We start from the raw sequence: 15,527 nt of genomic DNA, 5'->3' as shown, positions 1-15,527 counted from the left end.
ACGCCGCCCGCGCCAGCACTCATTCCACGGACGCGGCCGGCTTCGGCACGGCCTGCTCCACGGAAACGGCCGGCTCCGGCACGGTCCGCTCCTCGGAAACGGCCGGCTTCGGTACGGCCTGCTCCACGGAAACGGCCCGTGAGATCTTCCTCCGGCGGTGCAGGAGCATCATGAGTCCTCCCGCGACGAGTCCCCAGAAGGCGGCGCCCACCCCGAGCAGGGTCAGCCCCGACGCGGTGACCACGAAGGTGACCACCGCGGCCTCCCTGCCCTCGGGTTCGGAGATGGCCGCGGTGATCGCCGAGGCGAGTGCGCCGATCAGGGCGAGACCGGCGACGGCCTCGATGAGCACCGGCGGCGAGAGCAGGACCAGCGCGGTGGCCAGTCCCGAGCCGATCCCAAGGACGATCATCGAGGCCCCGGCGGTGACCGAGGCGATCCACCGGCGGCCGGGGTCGGGGTCGGCGTCGGGACCGGCGGTCAGGGCCGCGGTGATGGCGGCCAGGTTCACCGCGTGCCCTCCCAGGAGGGCCCCGAGGGTGCCGGCCAGGCCCGTGGAGAGAAGGATCCCGCGCAGCGGCGGGCGGTAGCCGTACCCCGCCATGACCGCCATGCCCGGCACGTTCTGCGAGGCCATCGTGACGAGGAACAGCGGGAGCGCGATGCTGATCATCGCCTGGGCGTTCCAGGACGGCAGGGTCGGCTCGATCACCGGGCGCACGTCCACCGCCCCCAGCCCCGGCCCGGTCAGTGCGATCGCCACGACGGCGACCAGCAGGGCTCCGGGGACCGCCCACTTGCGGGCGAAGCGGCTCAGCAGCGCCCAGGTGAGCACAACCGGACCCGCCATCAGCGGCACCTCCGCGAGCGCCCTGACCGGTGCCACACACAGGTTGAGCAGGACTCCGGCGAGCATGGCGCCCGCGATCGGGGTGGGGATGGCCGCGATCCAGCGGCCCAGCGTGGGGAAGAGCCCCGCGGCGGTGATGAGCAGCCCCGAGACCGCAAACGCGCCGACCGCGACGGGAAACCCGCCCTCGACGGCGCCGGTCGCGACCAGCAGCGCCGCTCCCGGTGTGGACCAGGCGATGGTGATCGGCACGCGCTGCCGCAGACCCATCCAGATGGAGACCACGCCGATCGCCACGCAGAGCGCGAGCAGCCCCGAAGTCGCCTGCCGCTGGTCGGCGCCGACCGCGCGGAGCCCGGCCAGAACCACGGCGAAGGAACTGGCGAAGCCGACGAGCGCGGTCACCACTCCCGCCAGAACCGGCTGAAGCAGACGTGTCATCCTCGCCGCCCCTTCCCTGGCTTACCGGTCATCCCGGCGCTTCACGGATCGTTCCGTATATGGAACGGTCATCGTGATGCACCATAGCTTCATGGACTCCGGCCGACAAACCCCCCGTCCAGCCCTGGAAACCGGCACCCATGACGTGGGGCGGAGGATCCGCCTGCTGCGCGAGGAACACGGCATCTCCCTGTCGGAGCTCGCCCGCCGGGCGGGCATCGGCAAGGCCACCCTGTCCGGCCTGGAGAACGGCTTCCGCAACCCCACCCTCGAAACGCTCTGGGCGATCACCGCCGAGCTCGGCGTCCCGCTGGCCTCGCTTCTCGCCGCCGACACGACCTCGGTGATCCGCGGTACGGCCGTCGAAGGTGTGCTGCTCCAGGTCTTCGAGGACGAGTCCGTCACCTACGAGCTCTACCGGCTGGTGATCCCCGCGGGCTCCACACAGGTGTCCCCCGCCCACCACGAAGGCGTCACCGAGCACATGACGATCTTCGCGGGGGTGCTGAACGCCGGCCCGGTGAACGCACCCCTCCTGGCCGGAGCGGGCGAGCACATCACCTGGCGGTCGGACGTCCCCCACATCTATGCCACGGTCGGCGACGAGGACGTTCAGGCCAGCCTGCTGATCCGCTATCCGCGTCCTTGACGTCCTCCCCGGCTCTGAAAACCGAGGATTTCAGCACCCGGCCTTCCAGCCGGGTCTGTCGGTTCGCGGTTCACGGGCAACCCCGAGCCCCCCGCCACCGAGTAGGGCGTCCGCCTCAGATATCCAGGTGGCTCCCACTTCTGCGGGCCCGCCCATGGCCTTTCCTCGGGCTCGTCCTTGACGTCCCGCGCGAATTCCCCATCTCCGGGCCCACCGAAGACCCCATTACGTCATGAAAAAATACCTAAAAGTAATATTCATCCCATGACACCACGGTCCAAGGCAGTTCTCTTCTGGGCCACCGGTGTATCGGCCTACATCATCGCGGTCTTCCACCGTCAGTCCCTCGGCGTCGCCGGCATCGAGGCCGCGGCGAGGCTCGATGTCGGCGCGGCCGGGCTCGCGGTACTGGCCATGCTGCAACTACTGGTCTACGCGGCCATGCAGGTACCCGTCGGAGTGCTCGTCGACCGGCTCGGGTCCAAGCGCATGCTGGTCATCGGGGCCGCCGTGATGGCCTGCGGCGAGCTCGTCTTCGCGCTGGCAGGCGGGCTGCTGCCGGGGATCGCGGGCCGGGCGCTGATCGGCTGCGGCGACGCGATGACGTTCATCAGCGTGATCCGCCTGGTCAACCTCTACTTTCCCGCCCACCGCAACCCGGTGATGGTCCAGCTCACCGGCCTGCTCGGCCAGCTCGGCGCGATCGCCTCAACGGTGCCCCTGATCCACTCCCTCCACGCCTACGGCTGGACGCCCACCTTCCTCGGCGCCGCCGGCCTGGGTGTCGTGTCGGTGTTCCTGGTGCTCACGGTGCTGGGCGACTCCCGCCCCGAACGGACCGGAGAACCACCGAGCCTCAGGGCCGCCTGGGCCGAACCGGGGACCCGGCTGGGCATGTGGACCCATGCGGCCACCCAGTGCTCGGCGGCGGCCTTCCTCCTGCTGTGGGGATATCCGTTCCTGGTCCAGGGCCAGGGTCTGGATCCCTCGACGGCGGGCCTGCTGCTGACGACGCTGACCGTGTGCGGCATGGTGTGCGGGCCGCTGCTCGGCTATCTCGCCGGGCGGTTCCCCTTCCACCGTTCCCGGATGGTGCTCATCGTGATCGGCAGCACCGCCGGAGCGTGGACCGCCGTACTGATCTGGCCGGGCCGGGCTCCGCTCTGGCTCCTTTTCCTACTGGTGGCGGTGCTCGCGGTCAACGGCCCCGGATCGATGATCGGCTTCGACTACGCCAGGACCTTCAACCCGGCCGCCCGGATCGGCGCGGCCACCGGCATCGTGAACGGCGGCGGCTTCGTCGCGTCCGTGTCGGTGATCGCTCTGGTCGGCGTCACCCTCGACCTGCTGGGAGAGACCACCCTGGACACCTTCCGGTGGGCGTTCGCCGTGCAGTATCCGATCTGGGCGCTGGGCGCGATCCAGGTCCTCCGCTACCGCGGCAAGACCAGGCGCCTGCTCCTGGCCGGCCAGGCGGCACCCGAACCCGCTCCCGGCCACCAGGTGGCACCCGAAACGGCCTAGAGGTCGCCGAGCTCACCGACGCCTCAACGGCGGGCGGGGGCGTGTCCGGGATCGGGCTTGGCGAACGCCCTCCGGCTGTGCGCGAGCAGCTCGCGCATCGCGGGGTTGTGCGTGCTCCTCCAGGTCAGGGCGAGCAGGGCGGGCGTCTCGACGTCGTCGATGGTGAGGGTGATGAGCCGGTCGCGGTAACGCTCTGCCATCGAGGCGCTGAGGATGGCGACGGCGAGCCCGCGGGTGGCGAGATCGGCGATGGCGTCCGCGGCACTGGCCTGCAGCGCGATCACCGGTTGGAGGCTCTGCGCCGCGCAGGCCTGGTCGAACACCGTACGCAGGCCGGTGCCGGGTGGCATGCACGCGATCGGGTGGGCACTCAGGTCGCGCAGGGTGACCGGGGCCCGCTCCGCCAGGGGGTGACCGGCCGGGACCGCCGCGACGAGCCGCTCGCTGACGATCGTCAGCGCGTCCAGCCCGTCGGGGGCGGCGGTCGCGGTCCCGATGAGGGCCAGGTCGACGGTGCCGTCACGCACCCCCTCGACGAGCCGGTCGGAGTTGTCCTCCAACAGGGAGATCTCCACACCGGGATGCGCCCGGTGGAAGGCGGCGAGTGCGTCGAACAGCGGTGTGACGGTGCAGCCGATGATCATCCCGACGGTGAGCCGGCCCCGGATCAGGCCGGTCACCTCGCCCACCGCCTGTCCGAGCGCCGCGGTGGCGGCGAGCGCGGCGCGGGCGTGTTCGAGCGCGGCCTTTCCCGCGACGGTGAGGGTGGCGGTGCGTGCCGACCGGTCGAACAGCTCGGCGCCGAGCTCGCGTTCGAGCTGGCGGATCTGGGCGCTGACGCCGGACTGGCTGATGTGCACCCGCTCGGCCGCCCGGGTGAAGTTTCGCTCCTCCGCGACCGCGACGAAGTATTCCAGCTGCCTCAGCTCCATAACTGGAGATTCTAGTTCCCAGCAGATCCATCTGTTGGACTTCTGGGAAGCGAGTGACCACGCTGGGAGATGTCGAAGCCCGACCCCAAGGAGGAATCCATGCCGGAGTACGAGAAGGCCATGCGGCCCGAAGACCTCACCCGCCTGTTCGTCGAGCGGTCCAATGCCGGTGACGCGGCCGGAGTCGCCGAACTCTACGAAGAGAACGCGGTCCTGGCCTACCCGCCGGGCGGCCAGACGGTGGGCCGGGAGGCGATCCGCGCGCTGTGGGAGAAGGTGCTGGCGGGCCGCCCCCACTTCGAGCCGGAACAACCGCTGCCCACGCTGACGAGCGGCGACATCGCCCTCACCTCGACCCCGCCGAAGGACGGGACCGGCGCCCGCGCGCAGGTCGTCCGGCGCCAGCCCGACGGAAGCTGGCTCCGCCTGCTCGACCAGCCCGAGTTCGTCCCTCCCACCCGCTGACCCCCCACCTCCCGATATGAGAAACGGCCCCTGGGCCGGATCCGGCAAACCCAAGCAGGGACCGGGCCCGACGAACCCGAGCGGGGCCGGATCCGACGAATCTGAGCAGGGGCCGGGTCCGGCAAACCCGAGCGGGGCCGGATCCGGCAAACCCGAGCGGGGCCGGATCCGGCAAACCCGAGCAGTGGCCAGGTCCGACAAACCCGAGCGGGAGCCGGGCTCGGCGAACCCGACCGGCCGCCCACCCACCCACCCACGCGGTGACAACGCCGGCAACCGATACAAGGAGCACGATCTTGGCGACTTTTGTTCTCGTTCCCGGCATGTGCCATGGCGGCTGGACCTACGAGCCCCTCACCGAAGGGCTACGGCTCCACGGCCATCGCGCGTACCCGCTGACGTTGACCGGGCTCGGCGAGCGCGGCCACCTGCTGAACGCGGGAGTGAACCTCGAAACGCATGTCCAGGACGTGGTCGGCATGCTGGAGGCCGAAGAGATCGAGGACGCGGTGCTGGTCGGCCACAGCTACGGGGGAATGGTGATCACCGGGGTCGCGGACCGCGTGCCGGAGCGGGTGGACTCCTTGGCGTACCTGGACGCCGTCGTGCCGCGGCATGGCGACTCCTGCTGGACCCTCGTCTCCGACCAGGAACGAGAATGGTATTTGGACGTGGCGGAGACCGGCTACTCGGTGCGGCCGCTGCCCTTTTTCGACTCACGTGCCACGCCCCATCCGCTCGCCTCGCTGCTCCAGTCGATCCGGCTCACCGGCGACCTCGCGCGGTTCCGTCGCAGGGACTACGTGTACGCGGCGGGGTGGGACGGCCAGTCGCCGTTCACCCCCATCTACCAGCGGTTGCGCGACGACCCGCTGTGGACGACCCACGCGCTGGACAGCAGGCACAACCTCATGCGGGACGCGCCGGAGGATCTGCTGAAGATCCTTCTTGAGGCCGTTCAACCCGGCTGATCACTGCTCAGCCCGATTCCTTCGCCCAGCGGCCCCGGCCGGGGCCGTCGACCGGTGCCCCCTGCTCGACCGTCGACCGATTCCGTAGCCCGGCGGCCCCGGCCGGCCGTCGGGCGATACCGGCATCCGCCAACGGCGGATTCGCCATGCCCAGCACGTCGTTCACACGCCTGCCACACGCCGTAACGTCAGAAAAAGGAACTCTGTGACAGATCGGACCGCATTCGCAACCGGCCGTCCCCTGCCGGACCACCGCGTGACCCCGGCACGTACGGTGCCGAGCCCCCTGGCGCGACACCGATGAGGCCACCGGAGTGGCAGGCGGTGCGGCTGGCCCTCGGCACCGCTTCGGCGCTCGGACTCGCGCGCTTCGCGTACGGGCTACTCGTCCCGGCGATGCGCGGTGACCTCGGCTGGAGCCTGGCCGAAGCCGGAGCGATGAGCACCGCCAACGGGCTCGGCTACCTCGTCGGCGCGCTGGTGACCGCCGTCGTCGTCCGCCGGCTGGGCACCGCCGCCACCTTCCGGTGGGGGATGATCCTCACCGCGGTGGCACTGGCCGCCACCGCGGTCAGCGACGACTACCCGGTGCTGCTGGCCGCACGGGCCGCCGCCGGGGCGGCGGGGGCGCTGGTGTTCATCACCGGCGGTGTGATCGCCTCGCGCATCGCCACCCGTGTCTCCTCGACCGCACCCATCACCGTCTACTTCGCCGGCACCGGGCTGGGCATCGCCTTCAGCGGCGTGACCGTCCCGATGCTGAGCCATCACTGGCACGTCGCCTGGGTCGCCCTGAGCGCCGCGGCCGGCCTGGCGGCAATCGTCGGCTGGACCGCCGCGCGCACGGACGAGGACCTGCCCGTCGCCGCCACCGCCGGGCGAGCGCGGGTGCGTCCGCTCCGGCGGACCGCTCTGGCGTACCTGCTGTTCTCCGCCGGCTACATCTCCTACATCACCTTCCTGTCCGTATATCTCGCCGACCAGCACGCGTCACCCGCCCAGGTGGTGCTCACCTGGACCTCGCTCGGCCTCGCCGTGGTGGCGGCGCCCGCGCTGTGGGGCCGTCCGACCACCAACTGGTCCGGCGCCCGGACCCTCGCCACGTTGCTGGGCGTCCTCGGCGGCGCGGCGGCGCTCGCCCTGTCCACACCCTCACCGCCCGTCATCATCGCCTCCGCGATCGTTTACGGGGCGACGTTCATGGGCGTTCCCGCCGCCGTCACCGCGCTGATCCGGGACAGCACCGCACCCGCCGACTGGACCGCCACCCTGGCCGCCTTCACCGTGCTGTTCGCGGCCGGTCAGACCGCCGGCCCCTGGATCACGGGCATGCTCGCCGACCACACCTCGACCGACGCCACGCTGGCCTGGACCGCCGTCCTCTGCGCCGCCGCGGCCGTGATCGCCGCGACCGAGCGGACCCGACCGCGGAGCGCGCCCCGCCGAGACGCCCGATCGAAAACCCCGCCACGGCGTTGAAGCGCTCCGGAGAACGAAGAGCCCCGGCCTCTCGCCGGAGAACGAGCGTCTCAGCTTCCTATGTCAGCGAACGACCGCCGGGTCCGATGGTGCCCCGCGCGCCTCCGTCAGGGGAGCCTGGTGAACGGCTCGGCGAAGTGGGCGGTGGCGATCATTCCCCGCTCCGCTCTGACCCGGTCCAGCAACTCCACCCGCGTGGTCGCGGCGAGCTCGGGGTCGTCGTCGTAGAGATAGGTCACCCTGGGATCGGTCAGCTGCACCTGGTGCAGCACCACGTCTCCGGTCAGCACCAGATCGCCGACCTGGACGACCTGGTGGCCCGGGGTGTGCCCCGGTGCGAGGAGCGCCCGGATGCCGGGAAGCACGTCCGATCGCCCGTCCACCACCTGGAGCCGCTCGCCCAGCGGCCGGATGACATGGTCGAGGACCTCCTCGGCGGCCGCGTCGATCTCGGCCCGCTGGAGGACGTACCGGGCGTTGGGGAAGGCCGGTGACCCGTCGATCACGGCCCCGCCCGCGTGGTCGCTGTGCAGGTGCGTGATGACCACCGCGTCCACCTTCTCCGGCGCCACCCCGACCCGCGCGAGCTCGTCGCCGAGAACTCCGGGAACCGGCGCCCAGGTCGCCGCGGGCGAGTTTTCCGGGCCGATTCCGGTGTCCACCAGCACCGTCCTGCCCGTCGCGTCGCGCAGCAGGTAGCAGTGGAAGTGCAGGACCCACTCGTCCGGCTCCCCGTGGCAGCCTCCGGGAAACATCTCCGGCAGCGGGCGCCGGATCGAGTCACCCATCGGCCCCACGGCGTCACACAGCGGGAACACCTCGACCCCGGCGACTGTTATGGACTGATGTGGCATCCGTTCTCCTGTTCGGAATGGATTGACGATGCTACGGTGATATCGGGTGTGACGCACTGCTGGCTAGGCCGCGTGCGACGTTCCACCCCGCTTCTCTCAGTTACCGCCCCTTTTCAGGCATGCGGTTCACCCCCCGTGAAAGGTCGCTTATGACCTTTCGCCCCCTGTGAAAGGTCATAGATGACCGTCGAAACACCCATCAAGAAATCCTCGCGTCCTCGCGAGAGCCCTCCCAGACCGCCCCGTCCCCGCGAGAGCGATGCCCCGGTCGACACCGTGGCCGGCCTGCTCGATATCCATGACAAGACCGGATATATCCGGACCTCCGGCTACCTGCCCGGTCCCGGCGACGTGCGCGTTCCCCACTCCCAGATCAGGCAGTACGGCCTGCGCCCCGGCGACCACGTCGTCGCCACCGCGCGCAAGCCGTACGAGAAGCTGATCGACGTGGAGACCGTCAACGGCGTCGCCGACTGGCGGCGCAGACCCGACTTCGCGGACATGACCCCGATCCACCCGCGCGACCGGCTCCGCCTGGAGACCGGCTCGGTGACCGGCAGGGTCGTCGACCTGTTCGCCCCGATCGGCAAGGGCCAGCGCGGCCTGATCGTCGCCCCGCCCAAGGCCGGCAAGACCATGATCCTGCAGGACCTGGCCGCCGCGATCACCCGTAACCACCCGGACTGCCACCTCATGGTCGTGCTCGTCGGCGAGCGCCCCGAGGAGGTCACCGAGATGCGCGAGTCCATCCACGGCGAGGTGGCCGCGTCCACGTTCGACCGCCCCGACCGCGACCACACCGTCGTCGCCGAACTCGCCGTCGAACGCGCCAAGCGCCTCGCCGAGGCCGGGCACGACGTCGTCCTCCTGCTGGACTCCCTCACCCGCCTCGCCCGCGCCTACAACAATCTTGCCCCCGGCGGCGGACGCACCCTCGCCGGTGGCATCGACGCCTCGGCTCTTCTTCCCCCGCGCCGCTTCTTCGGCGCCGCACGCAACCTGCGCGACGGCGGTTCGCTGACGATCCTCGCCACCGCCCTGGTCGAGACCGGCTCCCGGATGGACGACACCCTCTTCGAGGAGTTCAAGGGCACCGGCAACATGGAGCTGCGCCTCAGTCGCGCCCTCGCCGACAAACGCCTCTACCCCGCCGTGGACCTCGACGCCTCCGGCACCCGGCGCGAGGAGATCCTCCTCGACCCGCTGGAGCACCAGCTCACCTGGCGGCTGCGCCGTACCCTGGGAGGCCTGGAGAAGCAGCAGGCCCTGGAGCTCCTCACCGACAGACTCCGGGAGACGCCCTCCAACGCCGCCTTCCTCCAGCAGATCCAGCAGACCGCCTGAGCCTCCTCAACTCCCCAGAAACGGCCAATCGCCTCGTCCTCCGGATGCCGGAAACGGCCTGGTCACGGGCGACCGTGGGCGTCGGCGTTCGGAGCGGCAGTCGGACCATGTCCTGAAGCAGGGATGATAGGGACATGCTGGCTGACGTCGTCGACTACCTTGCCTGCCCGGTCTGCGGCGACGGGCTGAGCTTGGACGGCCCGGTCGTCAGGTGCTCCCAAGGGCACGGCTTCGACGTGGCCAGGCAGGGATACGTCAGCCTGCTGACCGGCTCCCAGGCGCCCGGCACGGCCGACAGCACCGCCATGGTGGCCGCCAGGGACGCCTTCCTCGGGGCCGGCCACTTCGACCCCCTGGCGGAGGCGCTCGCAAGCGCCTGCCGTACCGAGGCGCGAGTGGTCGCGGACGCGGGCGCGGGGACCGGGCACTATCTCAGCGGGGTGCTCGATCGTCTCCCCGAGGCCGTCGGGATGGCACTGGACGTGTCCAAGCACGCGATCAGGCGGGCGGCGCGGGCCCATCCGCGGCTGGGGGCCGTGGTGGCCGACGTGTGGAGGCCGCTGCCCGTCCGCGACAACACGGTGGATGTCCTTCTTAATGTGTTCGCTCCGCGCAACGGGGCAGAGTTCGCCCGGGTGCTCAAGGACGACGGCGAGCTGATCGTGGTCACGCCCACCTCACGGCATCTCGCGCCCCTGGTCGAGAGCCTGGGGCTGCTCTCGGTGGACGAGTCGAAGGAACGCCGGGTGGCGGAGAGTCTGAGCGACCATTTCCTCGAAACCGGACGGAGCACCCACGAGTTCGAGATGGCCCTGGGGCACGAGACGATCGAGGCCGTCGTGGGAATGGGACCGAGCGCCTGGCATACAGATAGGGAGGTTATGCGACGAAAAATCACAGAGCTCCCGGAAACAACCAATGTGGTCGCTTCTTTCCGTATGTCTATCTTTCAAACCCATCTCCGATCAAGTCGTGTGCTTGACAGCCCCCTTCGTGACACATGTTACTGATGTGACTTTTAGTCCGAAATTCCCAGACATTAGTGAAGCGAATAACCCTTGAAGACGACATACTGGACCGCAATCCGGCGAGCCCGCGCCAGGACGCGTAAAACCAATGCCTTGACGGAGGGAAGCGCCATATGAAGGCGGAGGAACGCTGGCAGGCCAGGTTCGGTGCGCCGCGCGTGACGCTGCCCGTGTGGGCACGCCAGGCTCCCGCCCGGGCCGTCTACCGCAGTAACGCCTCCGGTGCGTGGGAGGTCTACGTCTGGGACCGCGCGGCAGGCTCGGCGCGCCAGGCGACCGCGCGACCCAAGGGCACCTCGCACGGCGCGCTCGACCCCAACGGCCAATGGATCTGGTGGTTCTCCGACACCGACGGCGACGAGTGGGGCCGCTGGATGCGCCAGCCCTTCGGCGGCGGTCCCGACGAGCCGATCGACCTCGAACCCGGCTCTCCCGCGGGGATCGCGCTGTCCTCGACCGGCGAGGCGGCCATCGGCATGGCCAGGCCCGGCGGAGGCTTCACGATCTATCTCGTACGGCCCGGCGAGCCCGCACGTGTGATCTACGAGCACGCCGAGGCCGCCTCCGTCTCCGCGATCTCCCTGGACGGCTCGCTGATCGCGATCAGTCACAGCGAGCACGGCGACTCCCGGCACCCCGCGCTGCGGGTGCTCCGGCCGAACGGCGACCTCGTCGGCGACCTGTACGACGGCCCCGGCAAGGGCGTTCTCGGCCTGCGCTTCGCGCCCCTGCCCGGCGACCGCAGGCTGCTCACCCTGCACGAGCGCAGGGGCCGCCGCGAGCCGCTGGTCTGGGATCCCGAGACCGGCGACCAGCGGGAGATCTGGTTACGCGACCCCGGTGAGATCACCGCCGACTGGTACGACGACGGGCGCTCGCTGCTCGTCATCCGGGCCAACCGCGGCCGCACCCAGCTGACCCGCTACGACCTCCCCGGCGGCGGGCACTTCCCGATCGAGACCCAGCACGGCGTGATCGAGGCAGCCGCGCCCCGTCCCGACGGCTCCGTGGAATATTCCTGGTCCAGCGGCGCCCACCCGCAGGTGATCCGGTCGACCAACGGCCACGTGGTGATGAACCACGGCGGGCCGATCTCCCCGCCGTCCGTCCCGGTGGAGGACGTCGACGTGGACGGTCCCGGCGGCCGCATCCACGCCCTGGTCTCCCGCCCCGAGCGCGGATCCGGGCCGTTCCCCGCGGTCTTCCTGCTGCACGGCGGGCCGTCCGCGCAGGACGACGACTCCTTCGTGCCCCAGGTGGCCGCGTGGGTCGACCTCGGCTTCGCGGTGGTGCGGGTCAACTACCGAGGCTCGACCGGGTACGGCTCCGCCTGGCGGGACGCCCTGAGCGGCGAGGTCGGGCACATCGAGCTCGCCGACGTGGCCGCCGTCAGGGACGCCATGGTCGACCGCGGCGTCGTCGACCCGGACCGGCTGGTACTGGCCGGCGCCTCGTGGGGCGGCTATCTCACGCTCCTCGGCCTGGGCACCCAGCCCAAGATGTGGGCGGCGGGCATCGCGACGGTGCCGATCGCCGACCATCTGGCCACCTACGAGGAGGAGACCGAGGCGCTGCGCGCCTACCACCGGGCGCTGCTCGGCGGCTCTCCCGCCGAACAGCCGGAGCGCTACAAGAACTGCTCGCCGATCACCTACGTCGACCAGGTCGAGGCCCCGCTGCTGATCCTGGCCGGGGAGAACGACCCGCGCTGCCCGATCGGGCAGATCGAGACGTACGTGTCCCGGCTCGCCGAGCGCGCTCATGATCACGAGGTGTACCGCTACGACGCGGGCCACGGCTCGCTGGTCGTCTCCGAGCGCATCGCGCAGATGTCGGCCCAGCTGGACTTCGCCCGCAAGCACGTGAAGACGGAGGCCTAACCCCCGCCCCGCCCGGCGCACCGGCATGCCACCCGCGAACCACCGGGTCGCCGAATCGCCGGGCTTCAAGATCGCCGCGCAGATGGCCGGGGCATCGGCCACAAGGTCGCCAGGACACCGGCCGCCGGGTCGCCGAGGCATCGGTCACGGGGTCGCCGGACCGCTGGGACACCGGCTTTCCCGGCCACCGAGGCGCCGGTTCACCGGGTCATCGGGCGCGGAGGACCACGATCGCCATGTCGTCCGCGCTCGGCTCGGGGGCGAAGTCCTGTACGGCACGGCGAATCCGCTCGGCGACCGCCCGCGCCGACAGGCCCACGCACTCGGCGAGCAGCTTGGCCAGACCCCCGTCGTCGTCGAGCAGGTGGCCGTTCCGGCGTCGCTCGGTCACCCCGTCGGTCACCGCGAGAAGGACGTCGCCGACGTCGAGGTGGACGAGCTCCGCCTTGAAGGTCGCCTCGGGGAAGACGCCCAGCAGGGACTGGGAGGTCACCACGGTCTCCACGACGCCGCTGGGCTTCAGCCGCAGCGCCTCGGGATGGCCGGCGGAGACCACCCACACGTCGAGCCCGGTCGGCACGGGTGTGATCTCCCCGTGCAGCAGGGTCAGGAACCGGGCCCGCTCGCCCTCCTCCAGGATCGCCTGGTTGAGGCGGTCGAGGACGGCGGCCACGCCGTACCCCTCCCTGGAGAGCAGGCGCAGGGTGTGCCGGGCCAGGCCGGTGACCGCGGCGGCCTCGGGGCCGGTCCCGCAGACGTCGCCCACCGCGAACCGCCAGGAGTCGTCTCCCGCCGCGAACAGATCGTAGAAGTCGCCGCCGACCTCGTTGGTCTCCCCCGCGGGCTCGTAGACCACGGCGGAGTCGAGCCCGGGGATCTCGCCGGGCTCGTTCGGGGGCAGCAGGCTGCGCTGCAGCGCCCGGTTGGCCGCCGCCTGGGTGGCGTAGAGCCGGGCGTTGTCCATGGCGAGGGCCGCCCGGCGGCCGATGTCCTCGGCGTACTGGAAAATGTCCTCGGGGAACCGGTCGGGCCGTCCCAGGCACATCGTCCCCAGCACCCGCCCGCGCGCGAGAAGCGGGATCACCAGCATCTGGGAGTCGCCGAGCTGCATCGAGCCGCCGGCCTGCGGGATCTGGATCGCGGCCAGCTCCTCGGCCAGCTCGTCGATGCGCCGCTCGTCGGTGTGCCACAGGTAGGCCGGGCGCTGCGGTCCGCCGCCGTCGGTCCAGGTGTAGACGGCGCACCAGGTGGCCAGCCGGGGCACCACGATCTGCGAGATGATCGCGGGCACCATGTCCGGGTTGAGGGTTCCGGCGAGCAGGTCGCTGGCGTCGGCGAGGAAACCCATCCAGATCGGCCCGCGGCTCGGCTCCTCCATGGACGACTCGGAGACCGTCCGTCCCGCGAATTCGGGCAGTCGGAGCCTGGCCCAGTGGGTGCGGTGCTGCCCGGCGAAGGTGACGCCCCACTCCTCCACCGGGATACTGGGACCGCTGGGGCTCGTCGCCGGGGCGCTGTTCTGGCGCACCTCAACCCGGAGACCGTCGCCCAGATGGCTCCAGACGACCTCGAACGGCAGGTCGACGACCTGCGAAGCCAGCTCTCCCACCAGGCGATCCGCCACTGTCAGCACGGACACGGCGGCCCAGGCGGTCAACACCTCATTGGTGAACCGCCTGGCGGCAGAGACAGCCGTGTCTCCTGGGGCGAATGTCGCAGCCAGAACGGCTCGGGGAGCATTGGTCACTGTTCCGTGACTACCACACATCCCACTGTCATGGGGTGATTCGAAGGCGGGACTACAAGTTGCGCACCGTGACAGACTGGGGTGACTCACGGCTGCGCCCCCGCGAGTCAAGGAGGTCTTATGACCACGGCCAACACCGTGCCCGACGTCGAGGAGCGACGTTACAGCGAGTCGGATCTGCAACCGATCCTTCAGACGCTCATCACCTGGCGCGACGGTGACTTCCGTCGCCGGGTTCCGCATGCCCCGCCGGGGATTCTCAGCGAGATCCGCCTGCTGCTCAACGAGGTCGCCGACCGTCGCGAGCACCTGGCCAACGAGCTCCATCGCGTCCGCCGCGAGGTGGTCAAGGAAGGCCGGTTCGGCGAACGCCTGACCGCCGGTCCAGGCGTGGGTTCCTGGGCCGAAAGCGTCGATTCGGTGAACTCTCTGATCGACGCCCTGGTGGGTCCGGTCAGTGGCGCGGCGGACGTCATCGACGCCGTGGCCAAGGGAGATCTGTCACGCCGGATCGACCTCGACCGCAGCGCCAGAGGCGAGGTGCGCCGCCTCGGCAAGGCGATCAACGGCATGGTCGACCAGCTCTCCCTCTTCACCTCCGAGGTGACGCGGGTGGCGCGCGAGGTCGGCACCGAGGGCCGTCTGGGCGGCCGGGCCAACGTGCGCGGCATGTCCGGCAGCTGGCGTGATTTGACAGAGGCTGTCAACACCATGTCCAGCCGCGTCTCCGCGCAGGTCCGCGACATCGCGCTGGTCACCACCGCGGTCGCGAGGGGCGATCTGAGCCGCAAGGTCACCGTCGACGCCGTCGGCGAGATGTTCGAGCTGAAGAACACCGTCAACACGATGGTCGACCAGCTTCTGGCGTTCGCCGAGGAGGTCACCCGCGTCGCCCGCGAGGTCGGCACCGAGGGCCAGCTCGGCGGCCAGGCCCAGGTCCGCGGCGTCTCCGGCGTCTGGAAGGACCTCACCGACAACGTCAACTTCATGGCGGGCAACCTGACCACCCAGGTGCGCGCGATCGCCACGGTCGCCACGGCGGTGGCCCAGGGCGACCTGTCCAAGAAGATCACCGCCGACGCCCAAGGGGAGATCCTTCAGCTCAAGGACACCCTGAACACCATGGTCGACCAGCTGTCGATGTTCGCCGACGAGGTCACCCGCGTCGCCCGCGAGGTCGGCACCGAGGGCCAGCTCGGCGGCCAGGCCCGCGTCCGCGGCGTCTCCGGCGTCTGGAAAGACCTCACCGACAACGTCAACTTCATGGCCAACAACCTGACCTACCAGGTGCGCAACATCGCCGAGGTCACCACCGCCGTCGCCACCGGAGACCTGACCCGCAAGATCGACGTCGACGCGCAGG

At 70.5% G+C, this 15,527-nt stretch carries 13 protein-coding genes; 9 read left to right on the top strand and 4 right to left on the bottom strand.

Features of this window, described 5'->3' with window-relative positions:
* Positions 1-19: 19 nt before the first annotated feature.
* A complete protein-coding gene (locus CHC08_RS33090; protein ID WP_245878706.1) occupies positions 20-1,291 on the bottom strand; it encodes a benzoate/H(+) symporter BenE family transporter in 1,272 nt (423 codons plus the stop codon).
* A 91-nt stretch (positions 1,292-1,382) separates the two neighbouring features.
* On the opposite strand from CHC08_RS33090, the gene CHC08_RS33085 reads away from it, so the two are divergent.
* A complete protein-coding gene (locus CHC08_RS33085) occupies positions 1,383-1,940 on the top strand; it encodes a helix-turn-helix domain-containing protein (protein ID WP_089211320.1) in 558 nt (185 codons plus the stop codon).
* A 264-nt stretch (positions 1,941-2,204) separates the two neighbouring features.
* Positions 2,205-3,464, top strand: a complete 1,260-nt coding sequence (locus CHC08_RS33080; protein ID WP_089211319.1) for an MFS transporter — start codon at positions 2,205-2,207, stop codon at positions 3,462-3,464.
* A 23-nt stretch (positions 3,465-3,487) separates the two neighbouring features.
* Here the strand turns inward: CHC08_RS33080 and CHC08_RS33075 are convergent, their stop codons facing one another.
* Positions 3,488-4,396, bottom strand: coding sequence for a LysR family transcriptional regulator (locus CHC08_RS33075; RefSeq protein ID WP_089211318.1), 909 nt, complete (start codon positions 4,394-4,396; stop codon positions 3,488-3,490).
* Positions 4,397-4,495: 99 nt separating this feature from the next.
* Here CHC08_RS33075 and CHC08_RS33070 point away from each other — a divergent pair, with 99 nt between their 5' ends.
* From CHC08_RS33070 to CHC08_RS33060, 3 genes are all read left to right on the top strand, one after another.
* Positions 4,496-4,861: a YybH family protein gene (locus tag CHC08_RS33070; RefSeq protein ID WP_089211317.1), complete on the top strand. Its 366-nt coding sequence runs from the start codon at positions 4,496-4,498 to the stop codon at positions 4,859-4,861.
* 296 nt (positions 4,862-5,157) lie between these two features.
* Entirely contained in the window at positions 5,158-5,832 is a 675-nt protein-coding gene (locus tag CHC08_RS33065) for an alpha/beta fold hydrolase (RefSeq protein WP_089211316.1), read from the top strand.
* A gap of 300 nt (positions 5,833-6,132) precedes the next feature.
* Positions 6,133-7,311, top strand: coding sequence for a YbfB/YjiJ family MFS transporter (locus tag CHC08_RS33060; RefSeq protein WP_089211315.1), 1,179 nt, complete (start codon positions 6,133-6,135; stop codon positions 7,309-7,311).
* 107 nt (positions 7,312-7,418) lie between these two features.
* Here CHC08_RS33060 and CHC08_RS33055 read toward each other — a convergent pair whose 3' ends face one another.
* Entirely contained in the window at positions 7,419-8,165 is a 747-nt protein-coding gene (locus CHC08_RS33055) for an MBL fold metallo-hydrolase (RefSeq protein WP_089211314.1), read from the bottom strand.
* A gap of 180 nt (positions 8,166-8,345) precedes the next feature.
* On the opposite strand from CHC08_RS33055, the gene rho reads away from it, so the two are divergent.
* The 3 genes from rho (at position 8,346) to CHC08_RS33040 (ending at position 12,417) form a co-directional block, all read left to right on the top strand.
* The gene (gene rho / locus CHC08_RS33050; protein WP_089211313.1) at positions 8,346-9,509 is read left to right on the top strand and encodes a transcription termination factor Rho; all 1,164 of its coding nucleotides are present in this window, start codon (positions 8,346-8,348) and stop codon (positions 9,507-9,509) included.
* 134 nt (positions 9,510-9,643) lie between these two features.
* Complete coding sequence (locus CHC08_RS33045) at positions 9,644-10,519, top strand: putative RNA methyltransferase (RefSeq protein ID WP_089211312.1); 876 nt, start codon at positions 9,644-9,646, stop codon at positions 10,517-10,519.
* Positions 10,520-10,650: 131 nt separating this feature from the next.
* Positions 10,651-12,417, top strand: a complete 1,767-nt coding sequence (locus CHC08_RS33040; protein WP_089211311.1) for a S9 family peptidase — start codon at positions 10,651-10,653, stop codon at positions 12,415-12,417.
* Between the two features lie 208 nt (positions 12,418-12,625).
* Here the strand turns inward: CHC08_RS33040 and CHC08_RS33035 are convergent, their stop codons facing one another.
* On the bottom strand, positions 12,626-14,074 hold the full coding sequence (locus tag CHC08_RS33035) for a PP2C family protein-serine/threonine phosphatase (RefSeq protein WP_245878705.1): 1,449 nt from the start codon (positions 14,072-14,074) through the stop codon (positions 12,626-12,628).
* 210 nt (positions 14,075-14,284) lie between these two features.
* On the opposite strand from CHC08_RS33035, the gene CHC08_RS33030 reads away from it, so the two are divergent.
* On the top strand, positions 14,285-15,527 hold a 1,243-nt coding region (locus CHC08_RS33030; protein ID WP_143653431.1), incomplete at its 3' end, for a HAMP domain-containing protein.

This window comes from Streptosporangium subroseum (genome assembly GCF_900188345.1).
In the GTDB taxonomy this organism is placed as follows: Bacteria; Actinomycetota; Actinomycetes; order Streptosporangiales; family Streptosporangiaceae; genus Streptosporangium; species Streptosporangium subroseum.
The sequence above is the reverse complement of the archived record's forward strand: the minus strand, read 5'-3'. Positions and strand labels throughout refer to the sequence as shown.

Bases quoted from the DNA above. Each gene is read 5' to 3' on its own strand.
- CHC08_RS33090 (WP_245878706.1), bottom strand. From the start codon at position 1,291: ATGACACGTCTGCTTCAGCCGGTTCTGGCGGGAGTGGTGACCGCGCTC.
- CHC08_RS33085 (WP_089211320.1), top strand. From the start codon at position 1,383: ATGGACTCCGGCCGACAAACCCCCCGTCCAGCCCTGGAAACCGGCACC.
- CHC08_RS33080 (WP_089211319.1), top strand. From the start codon at position 2,205: ATGACACCACGGTCCAAGGCAGTTCTCTTCTGGGCCACCGGTGTATCG.
- CHC08_RS33075 (WP_089211318.1), bottom strand. From the start codon at position 4,396: ATGGAGCTGAGGCAGCTGGAATACTTCGTCGCGGTCGCGGAGGAGCGA.
- CHC08_RS33070 (WP_089211317.1), top strand. From the start codon at position 4,496: ATGCCGGAGTACGAGAAGGCCATGCGGCCCGAAGACCTCACCCGCCTG.
- CHC08_RS33060 (WP_089211315.1), top strand. From the start codon at position 6,133: ATGAGGCCACCGGAGTGGCAGGCGGTGCGGCTGGCCCTCGGCACCGCT.
- CHC08_RS33055 (WP_089211314.1), bottom strand. From the start codon at position 8,165: ATGCCACATCAGTCCATAACAGTCGCCGGGGTCGAGGTGTTCCCGCTG.
- rho (WP_089211313.1), top strand. From the start codon at position 8,346: ATGACCGTCGAAACACCCATCAAGAAATCCTCGCGTCCTCGCGAGAGC.
- CHC08_RS33045 (WP_089211312.1), top strand. From the start codon at position 9,644: ATGCTGGCTGACGTCGTCGACTACCTTGCCTGCCCGGTCTGCGGCGAC.
- CHC08_RS33040 (WP_089211311.1), top strand. From the start codon at position 10,651: ATGAAGGCGGAGGAACGCTGGCAGGCCAGGTTCGGTGCGCCGCGCGTG.